The sequence below is a fragment of the Ruegeria sp. BK1 genome, from assembly GCF_056535645.1.
Genome location: NZ_JBQFIS010000001.1, coordinates 3,655,716 through 3,672,564 on the forward strand (window position 1 = coordinate 3,655,716; position 16,849 = coordinate 3,672,564).

Below are 16,849 nucleotides of genomic sequence, written 5' to 3' on the forward strand. Positions count from 1 at the left end.
GGTCAGTGCCTCCGCCCGACAACAGTTTCGAGTTTCACGCGCAGGTCCGCTCGCTCCTGATCCGATAGCTTAGTGAAGTCATACGCCTGCTGTTCTTGCTTCTGTTCGATCTCAACCGTCTGGCCTTCTTTCCAGCCTGCACGAGTTTTGAGCCAAAAGATGGTCGCTGGCGTTGATCCCTGTTCGATCAAGCGAAACAGACGCCGCACGACCTTGACGTTTGCCAGTTCCAAACCGCTGTCCAATTCTTCTCGGTAGTGCCGCTGTAGCGTTTTCATACCAATACCCAGTGCCTTCGCGATGATCGTTTTGGGCGTGCCACCGGCCACCAGCACCTCCACGATGTGCCGATGTTCGTTGGTCGGTTTATGTGCTGGCATAGCCATTGTCCGCGTGTCCCTGATTTGTGACCACACAGGGGTTTCATGAGGGATGATAAGCGATTGCCAGTCGCTACCAAATAGCGTGCCAGTATTGAAAACCGCCGAAACATGGCATGTTGTGCGCGATCAATGCTCACATTCGCGTATAAATTAGGGGTTTTGAGCATGAATGATTGATGATCAAAACGGGCCCCTACACCGCGTGATTTGATCATCAATCGTCCTTCGGCAGCTTCCAAAGACGAGCGCGTCCCTCATTGGTGAATTTGACCCCTAGCTCTTCACGGGCGCGTCGGAGCGTTATGTCCGTGATGCCAAGCCGCTTTGCCCTTCGCCCAATTTCCTTGCCGTTAACTGGCCCATCGAGAAGCGTGGTTCTGATAAACATTTCGGCCTGGATGCCTTCCTTGGGCTTGCGCCCGGCATCCGCTGCGGTGGGCTCCGCCAGAAGCGATGATCCGTCCATTTTGTTGTCCACGCCCTTCCAAGCGAGCCTAGGTGGCATCCGGTCTTCTCTTTCTTCCATTTCAAACAGAATAGTTTGACCTTCTGGCCCCCAGTTTGAGGCTGCATGTGCAACCGCGCGTAGCTTTGCGTCTGAGGGGTGTTTGGCCAGCAACAAGCCCGACCTGGCCGTGCCGACGATTGCCTTCGAGCCCATACCACGCATCAAAATGTCTTGGCTGTCGGACTTGTTGAGATGCCTGACTGCTAGGATCGCGCAATCATGCGCCGCTGCAATTTCGCTCAGTTGCGTCATGTATCGCGCCATGTCGGTCGCGCTGTTGGAGTTTGCTGCCGCATCCATGTATGTGAAAAGCGGGTCGATGATGACCAAAACGGCGGGGTTGCGCGTAAGCTCTTCGTCCAGGGCATTTAGGCCAGCCTCGTCTAGCGCCAGATACTCCCGCAGGTACCGACATTTCGTCTGATCAGCTCCATTCGCGTTCAGCCTTGGTAAAATAATTTTCGCTGGATCGTCTTCGATCGATAGAAAGAGAACGCCCCCTGTTCGCTCTAGCTTGCCGAATGGTAGATCGCGACCGGTTGTAACGTGCGCTGCCAATGCGGCAGTAAAGCTGGATTTCCCCTGTTTTGGGTCTCCGTCAAGCATCGTTACCGCACCGAGTACAATGTAAGGGTAGACAAGGAAGTTGGCTTCCTCCGGCTCCATATCTGCGAAAGACCCAAACGCTTCGGTGTTTTTGCGAGTCAGCACTCCAGAGTGGCGCTTGGATTTTCGGCTTGTACGTTTTTTGGACCTGCGTTTCGATCGTGGCTTTTTCTCTTGAGGCGTTTTGCTCATCGCTTTGCCTCCAGTTTATGGACAATGCGTGAAACCTCGGTTTCAAGAGCCCGGCGATCCTCACCGTATTTGTCTAAAAAGTAGATGCTGTTCCATATCGCTACATCGATCTCATCGCGCATCGCACCAACCTCATAGAGACCTGCGACCATCGCGTATATTGCGTCGCTCCGGTCAGGGTAGAGAAGCCTGTCATGACCGAGCAGAGAGCGAGGCATTAAGGTAAGCTTCAGATGGTATTTTTTGAGAATTCTCCGACGGTGTTCTTGTCCGCGCGCAATCTTCTTTTTGTAAGTACCGCGACGCCGCTTGCGTACCGTCTTGTTTGATCGCCTCGGTTTTCTCTCAGTTGGGCACTGGTACTCGGGAGGGTCGAGTGCAAACTCAAAAGGGTCAGATGGCGCGTTAATCAAGCGGACCAGGGGGCGATCGTAACGTGGCTTGTGATTGAACGTGTGTGGAACTCGAAGACATTTGGTTACGCTCCACCCGTTTTTGTCAGCTCCAAAATCATACGCTAAGTCTTTGGCGATTTGTTCAATATGATGCACGGGCAAGGGTTCGCCATAGCACCAAATTGCTTGATGACGACCCGGAGAAGTTCGCCATGAAATAGATGGAGGCGGGACAAATCTTTCAAGCGGCGCGTCGTCAACGTCGACACAAGCAAAGCGAGTGCTGCGCGCATTTACCTTTTTTCGTTCGTTTGCTTCGAAGGAATTTGCGCAAAAATATAAGTCGAAGTCTTGACGATCGAACTCCTCGAAGAAAATTACTAGATCTTCGACTTCGACCGGTAGCTGAAAGGCGTGCTCTCTCCAGCGGTCGTTTCCGACTTCTTTTGTTCCGACGAAGACGTAATCGCGATCATAGTGCGTTCGCCATATTGGGACTAGGAACTCTGCCGCGGCGACTTTCCAGTCGCCAGGACGAGCTTGATTATTCATGCGCTTTCGCATGTTATTTCTCCTTAAATTTACTGATGATTTCGCCGGATCTCAGTCCAACATCAGTGATTTCACGTCGTCATAACGATATTTGTCGACGATTAACCACTCAACTCGCTCGCATTGTGAGATGCCATCTAGTGCCACCTTAACGCGCGTGTCGACTAATCTGTGCGCTCGCCCAGCCGACCAGATCGAGTAGATATGCGATCATTGATCCACTGGATGATTTCTGCTTCGACCCAAGCAACGCGGGCGGCGCTTAGTGGAACGCGTTCGGGGAACAATCCGTCTGTCTCAAGACGTCGCAGGTGTTCTTTGCTATATTTAATGCCGAGGTCCCAAAGCTCTTCATAACTCAATAGGGTAGGGTGCGTTTCGCTAACAGAAGCGCGCCTGTTACCTTCGTTTGGCGGGTCAAGCCCGTCGACGTGCATTGGTTCAATGTTCATCTGCAATTCTCCTTTCTGTGTAATGGCTTCATTGCCGTGTAAGGAGAGTTGCAAATCAGATTTGACTATTCAATTCAGTGTATTGGAGATCTCTGCCAGATGCTGGCAGGCCCAAAAATTAGTCTTTCAAAGCAAGGGTGATGAGGTTGTCGAGTTTTTTTCCAGGCATCACATCTCCTCCTGTAATTTCAGAGAATGCAACGTCGACAAATGCGGGTAGATGTCCGATCCATCTCTTAGATTCGGGGTCATATGTGCCACGGGTCGCCTGTAAATCGGGGCAGTGCTGTTTAAAGAATTGGACCAGGTCCCAAACGATGTCGTAGCGCATCTCACCCGTCTGCGGTGCGCCTTCGTTTTGCTGCCTGTGTAGATCGAGGATAAGCGCGTCGAGCTGAAACACCAAGGTGCTGAGTGTTTCACGGGCGCTGGAGCGATCGACATCATCAAGAGGCTCAAAGGAACCCCATGTCGAAAAGTAGGGCGCTTTGTCGTCGCCTAGGTTCTTGAGAAGTTGTTTCGCAGGTTTATCGACTTTGTTCTCAAGCCACCTGATCCGCTTTGAGGGCGCGAGCCTGACCGTAGAAACCGGAAAATCAACCGGGGCACTCGAGATGGTTTCCCGCCATTTGGCGCCGAGCGCGATTAGTTCGCGGCGCAGGGTGTCAACACGCCCTTGCTGTCTTTTGAGGTCAAGTATTGATGCGATCTCTCGCATGCGTTCTTCGCCGAAGAGTTCACCGTCATCGCCCATTTCTCTAATGCCTCGCGTTTTTCGTCGGCATAAGAATAACGGTTATAGACAGCGGCGACACCAGAGATGACACCTGTTTTGTGGTTGAGCACTTTTTCGATGACATGTGGTGCAACGCCAATACGCGCCATGCCCGATGCAGCGGTACGGCGCAGATCGTGAAACCACCAATCACTGAATCCGACTTCGCGATCTAGACGCTCTTTCAAGCGCCCGAACCCAGAGACGGGTGTTGTTCCAGTGGTGGTGAACACAAAGTTGGAACCTGCAAATCGCGGCACATTCTGAAGGATGTCCAGGACTGCGGGAGACAAAGGCACATCATGCGCAATGCCGTTCTTGGCGCGGCCAGCCGGGATGGTCCAAGTCGAAGTTTCGAAATCAATCTCTGACCAGCGCATTTCGCCAACCTCTGCGCGGCGTTGAGCGGTCAGGATGAGAACCTGCACAAGAGGGCCAAAAGGATAGGCGTCTTTGTCAGCAGCGCTCCATACGGCCTCGAGTTCACGGTCGGACAAAACGCGATCACGAGCGACAGGCTTTCGCGGCGTCTTCAAACCGGCAATCGGATTGGCATCGATCATACCGCGATCGACACACCAGTTCATGAGCTTCTTGAACACGGCCATTGCGTTGTTCGCCGATCCTGCCGATGCGCTGGCGACGATACTGTCGAGAACACGCACCGCGTCAGCACGCTTGATCTGGTCGATGGGTACATCGAACAAAGGCTTCCAATGATGCATCAGCAAGCGCTCTTGAGTGCGCCAGCCTCGGTTGCGCGGCTTTGCATAGAGCTCCACGAACTGCGGAACAACATCGCCCAGCGTGTCAGCCTTCGGCTCTGGTTCGAGACCAAGCTGTGCGTTTCGCAGTTGCTCTTGAGCTTTCTGGCGAGCATCAGCGAGTGATAGGGCAGGGTAGGTGCCGATCGTTAGTCGCCGGACACGCCCATCAACGCGAGGTGAGCAGAACCATGTTTTGCGGCCGGCTAGAGACACGCGCAGGCCAAACCCTGACAGCGTCTGGTCGTATACTTCGAGACGCTTGGGACCTGGTGCGGTCACGGTGGCAACGTAGCGGGATGTGAGCTTCTTTTTCATACAAGATACATAATCCGACAGTCACCTAATCTCATGGGTGACAGGTCATATTATCTCATAAAAGCATAAGGTTGTCTTCCGACTAGATGTGGCCGAATGTGGTGCCGTGTGGCTGAATGTGGAGTTTGCAAAATCAGGGCAAAGGGACACCTCGTCGAATAAACAAGCCCCGATTCTCAAAATTTGGAAATCCCTACCGGTGCCTACGAACAAGTCTGTGTGGAGAATTCGCTGGACTTTTTGGCCTTCGAACATTGGAAGCGGACCTTTGCTGCGGGGCTACTGAATGACCGAGTTGCAGACAAAGCCGCCCGATGCTGGCGCAGCGAAAATCAAATCGATTGCTCGACAGTGTCACGGTATCACCCGCGACAGCGCAGCACGATTTCTCGATACCGGACGTTCAAATCATGCATATAGGCCAAAAATTAATCAGGCCGTTCGCTTCGCTCGGATATAATGTCTCAAATGCGGAGCAAGCTGCCTTATGCTGCTGCGGAGACAATTGGCTTGTTGTGCCACCGTACCTTTGAACGACAAGCACCCGCCCAACCAAATATTTTGAGCGAGCGCAGTTTCCGTCACGTTTTTTCAGTGTTACCTTCGCAGTACTGCCCACATTTGGAGGAGAGGGGCAAACCTTGGAACGCAGGCTTGCCGCCATATTCGCCGCAGACGTAGTCGGTTTCAGCCGTATGATGGCCGAGGATGAGGTGGGCACCTTCGAACGTTTGACCACGGTGCGCCAAGACATCCTCACCCGTTTGATAGATGAAAAGAACGGGCGGATCGTCAAGCTTATCGGCGACGGACTGCTGGCCGAATTTGCAAGCGTTGTTGATGCCGTGGAGGCTGCAATCCAGATACAGGAGGCGGTTAAGGACAGAAACGACACCATTGATCCCCACCAGCGTATCGAATTGCGGATCGGTATCAACCTGGGAGATCTGATCATCGATGGCGACGACATTTACGGAGACGGTGTTAACATTGCGGCGCGCCTGGAACCCCTAGCTACGCCCGGAGGCATCTGCATCTCGCGCGAGGTTTACGAACACACGCGCGGCAAAGTCAGTAAGCCATTTGAATCTGCGGGTGTCCACCGGGTCAAAAACATACCTGAGCCTCTCACGGTATTTCGGATGGCGGACCCGAATGGCTCGAAATACACTTCACTGTCTCGCTTCAAAGTTCGAGGCGCTGTCACGGCGGTGGCCGTAATAGCGATTCTTTCGGGTGCCGCTTTTATATTGCGTGATGGCATAGTTGCCCTTTTCGGCGGCGCTGAAAGTGAAATCATCGCGGCAGAGGACGGGCTGCCTTCTCTCGTTGTGTTGCCCTTTGAAAACCTCGGGCTGCCAGACGCGGAACGCTACATCGCAGATGGGCTCACAGACGATCTGATTACAGATTTCTCGAAAGTCGCCGGGCTGATGGTGATCGGCAGCAACACCGCGTTTTCCTATCGGGACCGGACAATCGACAGCAGGGCTATCGGTCGCGAGTTGGGGGTGGGCTATGTTCTCGAAGGCAGCGTGCGCAGAGCGGGAACTCGGCTTTTGGTCAACGCGCGGCTGACAGATGTGAACAGCGGGCAAACAGTATGGGCCGAGCGGTTGGAGCGAGACGAAGCTGATATTTTCTCCATGGAAGCTGGCCTGATAAACGAGATCATTGATCAACTTGGTGTGGATGTGAGTGTGTCCGAAAAGGAGCGGATCGAACGCCTACCTACAACGGATCTGGAAGCATATGACTTCTTTCTCAGAGCCGAAGAAGCCGCTCGCAGCGGCTTTCGGCCCGGGCTGCGCGAAGCGTTGAGCCTCTATTCGGACGCAACCGCAATCGACCCGACTTTTGCCAGGGCATTCGCGGCACAGGCCCGCACCGAGGCATTGATCATGCGCCGTAACTATGACGATGTGCTGCCCTTTCCGGTCGCCCGGAAACGCGCCTACGAACATGCCGGTCGTGCCTTAGAAATTGATCCCGATGCGGCGATGCCTTTTGCCGTATTAAGCGAGTTGCAGACTGTGGATCGAAGGTATGAGGAAGCGATGCGCTCGGCGCAGCTTTCTGTCGAGAAGGCCCCAGGTGAAGCATCTGCCTATCTTGCGCTGAGCTTTGCGCAAACATTCTACGGCCGACATGAAGAGGCGATCGAGAATTTCGAAACGGCTCTGCGTCTCAACCCACTATTGCCGGGCTATGCACGTCAGATCGCAAGCTTGTCCTATATTCTGACGGGGCGTCCCCAACGTGCCGTCGAAATCCTTGAGGAGATAAAAGGCAATTCTCAAGGTATTGAGGACTACTTTAACATCCTCGCGGCCGCCTATGGAGAGGCTGGCCAGACGCAAAAGGCGCAAGCAACTGCAGACGAGGTGGCCGAATTTGCTCCGCATACTTCGGCGCAACTCTACAAGGTCTTGTTTGCGCATTTTCGGAAGCAGGAAGAACTCGATCGGATCATTGATGCAATGTTGACTGCGGGCGTGCAGGAATGGCCCTTCGACTTTCAACCTGGCGCTCGCGAAAAGCTATCTGCCGACGCGGTTACCGCTCTGATCGACGGCAACGTATGGCAGGGAAACTTCGAAGGCCGCGGACCCGGCTTGATGCAGATTTCAGAGAACGGAAGTATGGCCTTGCGCGCATCCACATTGTTTGTCACTGGATCGGCATTTGTGAAAGACGACACATTGTGCTTACAACAACCCGGTCTTTCGCTTGGTCGCCCGGCTTGTGGCATGGTCTACAAAAATGCCGAAGAAGAGGTCGGGGCGAGCGAGCCTTACAGCTACATCAACCCGCATATTCTGTTTCACTTTAGCCCTGGCGAATAACCATCATCCGAGGTGCGCGTCAGTTGGAGTAATCCTTGGCTGCCAGCGGCTTGGTCTTCTCCCAATTCGCATCCGCCTTGGCGATCACCGCTTCCCCTTCTGGGTGGTCAAGCATTTCTGCTCCGGTCGGATCCGATATAAAGTAAAGCTTCCCATCGATGATCCGCCAGGAATTTACTGGGTCGATGTTTTCGGACGCGTTGGCCCCAAGGCCGACACCCAATGTGCAATACCCGCCGTATTGCGGAGCGTATTTGGTTGGGTCAGACTTAAACAGTTCGCGGTTCTCTGCGCTGTTGAAGTGCCATGGCGTGCCAAGCCAATCATATGCGAACTCACTTGATCCCTTTACCGCACGGCTTTCGGTGAAATAGGCAACAGTATCATAACCCTTGATTGCAACATCGCCGAAAGGCCCAGTGTTGATGGGCTCATCCGCCAGCACATTCGTGGTCATGCCTGCAATAAACAGCCCGCTCATCAGAAGTCGAAAGTTCATTTTTTTTTGACCTTACCTCATGTGCCTGCCTCCAAACACAGGCGGTGAAATTCCGGGCCGAAGGCATCTGGCGGGGGGCAAGTGGCTCCTTTCTGCTTCAGCAGCCCAACGATATCATAGTGTTTACGGAACATCGTTCGGATTAGAACCGAAAAGCCATCGTTATCGAGTGTCACAATATCCGCACCGTTGTCGAGCAGTAGCTCGATCATCTCGATATGACCCTCATCGGCCGCCATGAAGATGGGTGACTTTTCGGCCCTGTTGATGCGTCCATTCACGTCTGCGCCTTTGGCGAGAAGCAGCTGCGCTGTCTCAATCTTACCGCCGAAGGCAGCCGCGTGAAGTGGAGTAAAACCGCTGTGGTTACGCGCCATCACGTCAGCCCCTGCTTCGATCAGAGCCGCAGCGGTTTCGGTGTTTCCAGCCAACGCAGCAGCAATCAAGGGCGTAGCCTTGTTCGGCCCCCGCTCATCAACCGAGGTACCGCTTTCCAACAGAGCCTTAACGGTCGCTGTATCACCCTGCTTTGCGGCATCGAATAACTGACCTGCTTGAGCGGGCCCAAGTATAAAGAATGCCGTTGTAAAGATGGCAATAATCCAACGCATGGATCTACCTCCCCTGTTTGAAGTCTACAATGAGCCGCTGTTGCGCGCAACGACGGCTTATTCGCTGCGGTGTTGAAGACGGTTTCGATCGAGTGGGTTTAGTCCATGCAGCGGCCCCAGAGACAACGAGTGTTTTGTCCGCGATGGAGACGTAGGCCTCCGAATTTCGCCGCAGCCAGCATGAATGTCCGGTCTTTAATCTGCGCGGCGACGCTCCGGTTAACGAGAAGTAATGCCGCAGCGGCGAGGTCTACTGGTCGAGAAGGTCTGCTTTGGCTCGAAGCAACCATTAGCTACGGATTGCACAAATGTCCGCTTAGGGTGGGACAACACGCTTGGGTAGCGTATGGGTGACACAAACCTCCGTTGTTGAGTGTGGCGGCGTGTGGTCGGATGTGGCGGTTTGCACGTCAGAAACGCAACCAAGCCAAGAAGTTAATGTTGCTGGATGAGGCGGCTTGTGGCGGGATGTGGGTCAAACCAGACTGATTGAAAATCCTCGTGTCGGTGGTTCGATTCCGCCCCCGGGCACCATTCAAGATCTTGATTTTTTTCAATATTCAATTTTGAACCTTTCAGGGTTTGACAGTTTTCTTGAAGGGTTTGACAACTCTTGATCTGCGTTCGTTCTCCTTTTCTAGTGCTTCCATCGTGATCCGGTTGCGGTCCGCGAGGTTGGCGGACCGGGAATAGTGACGGGCCATAGATGGGGTCTTTTGCCCCAGCAGGTCCGCAATCTGGCGTTCCTCAAGCCCTGCCTCGCGCAGTGTCGTGGCCACGGTATGCCGCAGCCCCTTGAGTGTCAGGCCAGGTTGCACAACGCCCTCAGCTTCCAGCTTTTTCTTGAAGCGGTACCAGACCGTCGAAAAGCCGTTGTAGGTCCAAGGCTTTCTGTTTGATGAGGCAAGGATGGTCACGGCGTCGTGCTTGGGCGCAGCATCCAGAGCCGCCTGCAGCGTCGGACCGATTGGAACGGCAACTTCCTGGCCCGTCTTGCCCCTGACGCCCCAAATCGTGTCGCCGTCTATCTGGCGACGGGTCAGCTTGAGCGCATCGGACGGATCAAGGCCGGTATTCATAATCAGCGCCACCGCCACTCGAACGTGCGGGGCGGCTCGATCCAGCACAACTGCGCGTTCCTCCACCGTCCAAGGCCGGTTGGCATAGGGCCGATTTTTCGGGCGCGGCTTTTCGCCGTTTTTGATTGTTAATCCGAGATCGATCTCGGGGGTTATTCCAAATGCTCAAGTATTGGTTTCAAACTTTGAAGATCGAAAAAGTACGGCTTACTGGTAGCGAACATCGGCGTTTGCCGCCCTACAGTCAGTGATGGAGTTTACCTACCTTGAATGGGGCTAAGCTCTCTTGGAACTGCTCGATGAACTCTAGCGTCACCAATGACGGTTGCTTCAAAATCGGACGCACAAGGGAAAGCGTATGTGACAAGAGCGGTTTGAACGGTCGGTATCTCAACCCGTTGTCTGCGTATTGGACGGCGTCCAATTCGCTGACCACGGAAATCCCAACACCCTTTACAGCTAATTCGCAAGCCGCCGCGAACTGCCAGACTTCGATGTGGGAATTGAGTTTGACGTTGGCGCTTTGAAACGCTTTTGAAAGTTTCCCAAAAAAGTCGCTGTCGCGCCTTGTGTGAATAATCTTGGCATTCGCAAGATCCGTAGGTGACACCTCGGAGAGTTCTTCCAATTCATGTCCGGTAGGAAACACGCAAACTGTACGGACATCGATGTCTCTGCTTTCGACGGCCGGATGCCCGTTAAAACTATCTGTGATTCCGAAATCATATTGCTCACCGATCATCCACTCGAGAATGCGTTCCGGTCTGTCTGGTTCGATCGTCATTGTTACACCTGGCCGATGTTCTAAAAACTCGGCGATGACGTTGGGAAGGTGACTGGTGGCGAACCCAGGCAAACATGCAATGCGGATGTGTCCCGCTTTGCGCTTCGTTATGTCCTGACTGACATCCGAGATTTGCTTCATCGATTCCAAAACACGCTCTACGCTGGGTTGCAGATAACGCACTTCCTGCGAAGGCACTAAGCGACCTTCACGGCGATCAAAAAGTTGAAAGCCAAGCGATTTTTCCAGATCAGAAAGCAGTCGGCTGACCGCAGGCTGGCTTATCCCCAGATCCGTAGCTGCAGCAGTGACCGACCCATTTGTAGAAACTGCCATGAGCGCTTCCAATTGGCGGATCCTTTTAAAGTGCCTTTTCAATGAACTTTGAAAAAAGCTCACCCTGCGAATTGATCCTAAGTTTCGCGTAAATGTTGCGTCTGTGGATGCGGACTGTGCCTGGAGAGATGCCGAGAATTGTGCCAACAGCTTCTGCCGAATGGCCCTTCAATGTGAACTCAACGACTTCTCGTTCTCGTGGCGTCAGAACGCCATCGCCAAATGCCTGGAATGCTAGATCAACGCGACGACTAACGCCATTCGCTGCGGCGCCGCGGGCCATCGTTGGAAAGTCACTCCAATGTTTGCAACAGGCTGCCCGAACGAGCGGCCATAGAGCGTGCAAATGCCGAATTTCCTTGGCGGAAAAAGGCTTCTCTGCTCGCATGAGCGAGACCACAACCATCCCAGCGCCTGGGATATCGATAAAGTAGCCAATCTCCTCTGCTAACCCAGTCCTTTTGTAATAGCTGCGATAGTATTCGCCCTGATAGAACCTGTCCGGTGCGATATCGCGCATGCGGTACAGACCCGGTGTTATTGGTTTTGTCGCGGCCAAAAAAAATGGATCAAGTACGTAGGGCCCGGCTTGGTAATCCTCAACAAAAATACGCCGTTTGCTTTTGGGGAAATCGTCGTGAAGGTCTATTGGTGCTTCGGTTCCGACATGGCCAAACACCACCGTAAAATCAAATGGTGCGACCTGCCGTAAGCCATCTGCCAAAGCACATGGAAATTCTGGGGTTCCGATCTTCTCCACGACCCTGCCGGCCTCTTCCATCCAATCGTACACACGCCACTCCAGATTTTCGAAAAGCACCTCTATACCCCAATTGTGGTATATACAGTTATTCCGAGTTATTGTTACTTTTTCCTTGTTTGAGTGGTATGCCAACAAATGCCAAAAAATCAAGCAAAAGGAAAACGGCAGTATATGAGCTTTGACATGAGCGTTACCATGCAGACGATTGCGGAACTCCGAGGAGTGACCAAGACCTTCGGGAATGTGGTCGCCGCCAAAGACCTGAATCTTTCCATTGGGAAAGGAGAGTTCCTGTCGTTCTTAGGCCCATCTGGTTGCGGCAAAACCACTGCGCTTAGAATGTTGGCAGGTTTCGAGAAGCCAACCGAAGGTCAGGTGTTGCTCGATGGAGAAGTCGTCAACGACTTAGATGCGCACCATCGCCCGGTCAACATGGTGTTTCAGCACTATGCTCTTTTCCCTCACCTAAGCGTGTTCGACAACATCGCGTACGGCCTGCGCCAACAACGACCACGCGTAGACAAACAAACAATCGCGACAAAGGTTGAGCAAGCGCTGGAAACTGTCCGTCTTGGTGGGTTTGGCCCACGTCGCATCTGGGAGATGTCTGGTGGTCAGCAGCAACGCGTCGCTTTGGCGCGTGCGATCGTAAACGAGCCCAAGCTTTTGCTGCTTGATGAACCAATGGCTGCTCTGGATCGAAAGCTTCGAAAAGAAATGCAGTTTGAACTGCAGAACCTGCAACGACAACTGGGAATAACTTTTGTCCTCGTCACGCACGACCAAGAAGAAGCGCTTTCAATGTCTGACCGAATTTGTGTGATGGAAGGCGGCAGTATTGTGCAGGTTGGCAGCCCACGCGAACTCTACGACATGCCCCGCAGCCGATACGTGGCTGGATTTGTAGGTACCTCAAATTTCTTCGATGCAACTGTGACTGACTCAGCAGCCGACCAAATCACTGTGCGTTTAGCGAGTGGCCAAAAGGTGCACGGAACTCCGGAAATTCCAATAGATGCAGGGCAGGAAGTGTGCGTTAGTATCCGTCCTGAACAGATCACGCTGACCCGCGCGCTACCCACAGCTGAAATCGCTCTGCCAGTTACCATTCAAAATCGGATCTTCCTTGGGGAGCACACAGAATACCTTGCGCGCAACGAAGCACTGGGTGATTTCCACGTACTTGTGCCAAGGCAAGCGGAATTGAACGAGGGGACGTTCAATGCAGGAGAGCAGGCCTTTGTTTCATGGGGCGAAGGCGCACTGCTGATCCTGGAAAAATAACAAATCCCGCAATCCAACAACAGAGAGGTTCACAATGACCAAGGATAATGGGACTATTTCCAAGCAAAAGTTCATGGAAGAGCTTCGCCGGTACCAAAAGGGTTCGGTTACACGGCGACATTTCTTAGGCGTGACAGGTCTTGGGGTGGCAACGGCCGTTCTGGGCACGGCCATTCCTGGGTTGCGTCCACGCCCGGCATTTGCTGCCGGGGACATTGGCGACCGAGTGATCCTCGCCACATGGCCGAACTACCATGATGAGATGAACTTCGAAGCCTTCACGGAAGCCACTGGCGCCCATGTTCAGGTCAATGTTTTTGGCTCGAACGAAGAGATGTTGGCAAAACTACAGGCTGGAGGGTCTGGCTGGGACGTTTTCGTTCCAACCAACTACACGATCACTACGTATGTGGGTGAAGATCTGATCATCCCGCTCGATACGTCCAAATTGCCAAACTACGACGCAGGTTCATTCGAACAGCGCTTTTCCGATGCCGGTTCTGTCGATGGCCAGCTTTACGCGGTGCCAAAAAACTGGGGCACGACTGGCTTTGCAGTGAACACCAGCAAGCTTGACGGCGCTCCGACTCCAACCACATGGAAAGAGTTCTGGGACCTTACTATGGAAGGTTACTCAGGCCGGACAATGGTGCATGATTACCAACTCACCACTATCGGTAATGCCCTGAAATACTTCGGCTACTCCTTCAACTCGGTCGATGAGAAGGAACTGGCGGATGCCGAGAAATTGTTGCTGGATGCCAAACCGCATCTGTTTGCAATCTCGTCGGATTATCAGCCACCGATGCGTAACGGTGACGCCTGGATGACGATGTGCTGGACAGGTGACGGCAAGCAGATGAATGTCGACATGCCTGAAATCGCCTACGTTCTGGGAACTGAGGGCGGTGAACTCTGGTCCGACTACTACGCTATTCCTAAGGGCGCACCCCATATGGATGCCGCTTATGCCTTGATCGACTTCCTGCTGAACCCGGAAGTTAATGCGAAAGAAGTCCTCGCTCACGGCTATCCATCGGCTGATGCTCGCACCAATGCGTTGCTGCCGAAGGAATTGCTGGAAGATCCGATCCTTTATCCGGCAGCTGACCTTCTGAATGCACTCGAGTTCGGCGCGGCGGCTACACTAACCGATCCAAACCGTGCCGAGTTGCTCGCCCGCTTCAAGTCGGCCTAAGCGGCAAGGCCGCAATATCGGAAAAGACGAGGACAATATGACCGAACGAGGCAGAAAAGCACTGTTGCTGGCACCGGCAGGAATATGGCTTTTGGTAATGCTTGCCCTTCCACTACTGGTCGTCTTCGTCTTTTCCTTTGGCGAACGGGGTGCCGCCGGAGGCTACGTTCCAGCGTTCACGTTGGAACAATATGCCAACCTTCCTGCGCGCTGGACGGCGTTTAAGAACACTTTGATCCTTGCACCTCTGGGGACTATCGCTGCGTTGGTAATTGCCTACCCGCTCGCCTACTTTCTTGCGGTGCGTTGTTCACCAAAGTGGAGAACTTCGCTGTTGATCCTAGTGATCGTGCCGTTCTGGACATCGATCCTGATCCGGTCATACGCTTGGATTTTCATCCTTGGGGGGCGTGGCTTGCCCGCTTTACTGGAGTCGATCGGCATAGATGATATCCGCCTGATAAATACGCCGTTCGCTGTGCTTGTCGGTATTGTCTATGGGTATCTACCTTTGATGGTTTTCCCGATTTTTGTAAGTTTGGACAAACTGGATAAACGCCTTCTGGAAGCATCGGCTGATCTCGGATCTACCCCATGGCGTACGTTCCGTCAGGTGACACTTCCTTTGTCGGTACCTGGTATCGCAACTGGCTGCATGCTGGTCTTCATCTTGCTGATGGGCGAATTTCTGATCCCAGCGATCTTGGGCGGCGGAAAGGTCTTTTTCGTCGGAAATGCGTTAGTGGACCTGTTCCTGCAGTCTCGGAACTGGGCGTATGGATCGGCGGTCGCAATGACCTTGGTTGTCGTAATGCTTGTCACTGTCTCAATTTACATGAAATTCATCTCGCGCCTGGGTGGCCAGCGCGAAGATGTCTCGCTGATGTGAGGATCCGATGCGCTTATACGCAATTTGCGTCTACCTTTTTCTATATATTCCAATCGGCATCATCGCGCTTTTCAGCTTCAATGCCGGGCGACACGCAAGCCAGTTCATGGGTTTCTCGACCCAATGGTATGGCAAGGCGCTCAACAACCCATTTGTTATGGACGCGCTCGAGACCAGTCTGCTTGCGGCATTCATAACTGCTTGCCTTGCATCAACTCTCGGAACCATGGCGGCCATCGCTTTACAAGGGGTTAAGGGATGGCTCCGAACTTTGTTCGATGGGATGATTTACGTTGCGATAATGATACCCGGTATCGTCATCGGTATCGCGACACTCATTGCCCTAGTTACCGTATTCGGCTGGCTAAACCCGCTTCTCGCGAGCCTATGGCCCGATGGAGCAAATCCCCCGCAACTTTCCATGGGGATGCCCACGCTTGTCGCCGCACACACCATGTTCACAATGGCGCTGGTCATAATCATCGTACGTGCAAGGCTATCGGGTATGGACCGTGCCCTGATGGAAGCTTCGGCGGACCTCTTTGCGACGCCCTGGGGCACCTTTCGGCAGGTGACACTGCCGTTGATAGCACCGGCAATTTTGGCGGGCTTCCTGCTCAGCTTCACTTTCTCATTTGATGATTTCATCATCGCGTTTTTCGTAGCTGGCTCAGAAACAACCCTGCCAATCTACATATTCTCATCCATCCGGCGTGGCGTAACGCCCGAGATCAATGCCATCGGCACTATGGTTATGGGCGCGTCGCTCTTGTTGCTCGTTGCAGCACAACTGCTTTTGCGCCAAGGCGCCTCAAAATCGAATAGTTAAATAAAGGAGCCTAGTGACATGCGGCTTGCAGGTAAAGTCGCGCTCGTGACGGGCGCGGGATCAGGAATTGGTCGGGCGGGTTCAATGGCGATGGCACAAGAGGGTGCGCATGTAATGGTAACGGATCGCGATGCAACACTTGCTGAAGCCACAGTGGCCGCGATCGTTGCGCAGGGAAATCAAGCATCTGCCATACAGCTTGATGTAACCGATGACGATGCCCTTACCAAAACCATAGACGAAGCAGTAAAAAACTTCGGTCGGCTCGACGTGTTGCACTCTCATGCTGGGTTGCAGATCGAAGGAACGCTGGAAGAAGTAGAACCAGATGGAATGGATGCTTCTTGGGCATTGAATGTCCGCGCTCACTTCATTGCCGCGCGTGCGGCCGTCCCCCATATGAAATCACAAGGTGGAGGCAGCGTGATCGTCACGGCCTCCAATTCTGGGGTTCAATACGACCGGGGTATGATTGCATATGCGACTACAAAGCACGCAGCTGTTGCGATGGTCCGGCAGATGGCAGCCGACTACGCTGTCCACGCAATCCGTTTTAATGCCCTTTGTCCAGGATTTGTAGACACCCCTTTCAATGCAGGCTTCGAAAAGCAGATGGGTGGCCGTGCCAAACTGGAAAGCTACATCGAGCAGGCGATCCCTATGAGTCGGTGGGCGACAGTTGAAGAGATTGGCCACGGGATCGTCTATTTAGCTTCAGATGAATCCGCTTTTATGACGGGGCAGGCCTTGGTTATCGATGGCGGTGAATGCATTTAGTGATGGGTT

Annotated in this window: 17 protein-coding genes; 6 read left to right on the forward strand and 11 right to left on the reverse strand. The window is 53.3% G+C overall.

Features of this window, described 5'->3' with window-relative positions; translation table 11 throughout:
- Positions 1 to 2: 2 nt before the first annotated feature.
- From ACR3E7_RS18085 to ACR3E7_RS18110, 6 genes are all read right to left on the reverse strand, one after another.
- The gene (locus ACR3E7_RS18085; protein WP_171727349.1) at positions 3 to 380 is read right to left on the reverse strand and encodes a hypothetical protein; all 378 of its coding nucleotides are present in this window, start codon (positions 378 to 380) and stop codon (positions 3 to 5) included.
- A 217-nt stretch (positions 381 to 597) separates the two neighbouring features.
- The gene (locus ACR3E7_RS18090) at positions 598 to 1,689 is read right to left on the reverse strand and encodes an AAA family ATPase (RefSeq protein ID WP_171727348.1); all 1,092 of its coding nucleotides are present in this window, start codon (positions 1,687 to 1,689) and stop codon (positions 598 to 600) included.
- Complete coding sequence (locus tag ACR3E7_RS18095; RefSeq protein WP_171727347.1) at positions 1,686 to 2,648, reverse strand: DNA-primase RepB domain-containing protein; 963 nt, start codon at positions 2,646 to 2,648, stop codon at positions 1,686 to 1,688. The genes ACR3E7_RS18090 and ACR3E7_RS18095 overlap by 4 nt, the downstream gene beginning before the upstream one ends.
- A 152-nt stretch (positions 2,649 to 2,800) precedes the next feature.
- Positions 2,801 to 3,088 carry a helix-turn-helix transcriptional regulator gene (locus tag ACR3E7_RS18100; RefSeq protein WP_216598974.1) on the reverse strand — a complete coding sequence of 96 codons (288 nt, stop codon included), beginning with the start codon at positions 3,086 to 3,088 and terminating at the stop codon, positions 2,801 to 2,803.
- A 118-nt stretch (positions 3,089 to 3,206) separates the two neighbouring features.
- The gene (locus ACR3E7_RS18105) at positions 3,207 to 3,806 is read right to left on the reverse strand and encodes a hypothetical protein (RefSeq protein WP_171727346.1); all 600 of its coding nucleotides are present in this window, start codon (positions 3,804 to 3,806) and stop codon (positions 3,207 to 3,209) included.
- On the reverse strand, positions 3,734 to 4,945 hold the full coding sequence (locus tag ACR3E7_RS18110) for a tyrosine-type recombinase/integrase (protein ID WP_171727345.1): 1,212 nt from the start codon (positions 4,943 to 4,945) through the stop codon (positions 3,734 to 3,736). The genes ACR3E7_RS18105 and ACR3E7_RS18110 overlap by 73 nt, the downstream gene beginning before the upstream one ends.
- Positions 4,946 to 5,586: 641 nt before the next feature.
- On the opposite strand from ACR3E7_RS18110, the gene ACR3E7_RS18115 reads away from it, so the two are divergent.
- Entirely contained in the window at positions 5,587 to 7,791 is a 2,205-nt protein-coding gene (locus ACR3E7_RS18115) for an adenylate/guanylate cyclase domain-containing protein (RefSeq protein ID WP_171727344.1), read from the forward strand.
- A gap of 19 nt (positions 7,792 to 7,810) precedes the next feature.
- On the opposite strand, the gene ACR3E7_RS18120 is transcribed toward ACR3E7_RS18115, so the two are convergent.
- The 5 genes from ACR3E7_RS18120 to ACR3E7_RS18140 all read right to left on the reverse strand — a co-directional run bounded on the left by ACR3E7_RS18120 (position 7,811) and on the right by ACR3E7_RS18140 (position 11,893).
- Positions 7,811 to 8,290, reverse strand: a complete 480-nt coding sequence (locus ACR3E7_RS18120) for a YHS domain-containing (seleno)protein (RefSeq protein WP_171727343.1) — start codon at positions 8,288 to 8,290, stop codon at positions 7,811 to 7,813.
- A gap of 17 nt (positions 8,291 to 8,307) precedes the next feature.
- On the reverse strand, positions 8,308 to 8,901 hold the full coding sequence (locus tag ACR3E7_RS18125; RefSeq protein WP_171727342.1) for an ankyrin repeat domain-containing protein: 594 nt from the start codon (positions 8,899 to 8,901) through the stop codon (positions 8,308 to 8,310).
- Positions 8,902 to 9,476: 575 nt separating this feature from the next.
- Entirely contained in the window at positions 9,477 to 10,028 is a 552-nt protein-coding gene (locus ACR3E7_RS18130) for a tyrosine-type recombinase/integrase (RefSeq protein WP_480504808.1), read from the reverse strand.
- A 196-nt stretch (positions 10,029 to 10,224) separates the two neighbouring features.
- Entirely contained in the window at positions 10,225 to 11,142 is a 918-nt protein-coding gene (locus tag ACR3E7_RS18135) for a LysR substrate-binding domain-containing protein (protein ID WP_480504932.1), read from the reverse strand.
- Positions 11,126 to 11,893, reverse strand: coding sequence for a helix-turn-helix transcriptional regulator (locus tag ACR3E7_RS18140; RefSeq protein WP_093962973.1), 768 nt, complete (start codon positions 11,891 to 11,893; stop codon positions 11,126 to 11,128). Before ACR3E7_RS18140 ends, ACR3E7_RS18135 begins: the two co-directional genes overlap by 17 nt.
- Before the next feature lie 153 nt (positions 11,894 to 12,046).
- Between ACR3E7_RS18140 and ACR3E7_RS18145 the strand changes: the two genes are divergently transcribed.
- From ACR3E7_RS18145 to ACR3E7_RS18165, 5 genes are read left to right on the forward strand one after another with little or no spacing between them, the layout of a single operon-like run.
- Positions 12,047 to 13,147, forward strand: a complete 1,101-nt coding sequence (locus ACR3E7_RS18145; protein WP_237216008.1) for an ABC transporter ATP-binding protein — start codon at positions 12,047 to 12,049, stop codon at positions 13,145 to 13,147.
- 34 nt (positions 13,148 to 13,181) lie between these two features.
- Complete coding sequence (locus ACR3E7_RS18150) at positions 13,182 to 14,345, forward strand: ABC transporter substrate-binding protein (RefSeq protein WP_480504805.1); 1,164 nt, start codon at positions 13,182 to 13,184, stop codon at positions 14,343 to 14,345.
- A 37-nt stretch (positions 14,346 to 14,382) separates the two neighbouring features.
- Positions 14,383 to 15,234 carry an ABC transporter permease gene (locus tag ACR3E7_RS18155; RefSeq protein ID WP_093962199.1) on the forward strand — a complete coding sequence of 284 codons (852 nt, stop codon included), beginning with the start codon at positions 14,383 to 14,385 and terminating at the stop codon, positions 15,232 to 15,234.
- A gap of 7 nt (positions 15,235 to 15,241) precedes the next feature.
- The gene (locus ACR3E7_RS18160; RefSeq protein WP_170774018.1) at positions 15,242 to 16,063 is read left to right on the forward strand and encodes an ABC transporter permease; all 822 of its coding nucleotides are present in this window, start codon (positions 15,242 to 15,244) and stop codon (positions 16,061 to 16,063) included.
- A gap of 18 nt (positions 16,064 to 16,081) precedes the next feature.
- The gene (locus tag ACR3E7_RS18165) at positions 16,082 to 16,840 is read left to right on the forward strand and encodes an SDR family NAD(P)-dependent oxidoreductase (protein ID WP_170774021.1); all 759 of its coding nucleotides are present in this window, start codon (positions 16,082 to 16,084) and stop codon (positions 16,838 to 16,840) included.
- Positions 16,841 to 16,849 lie beyond the last annotated feature (9 nt).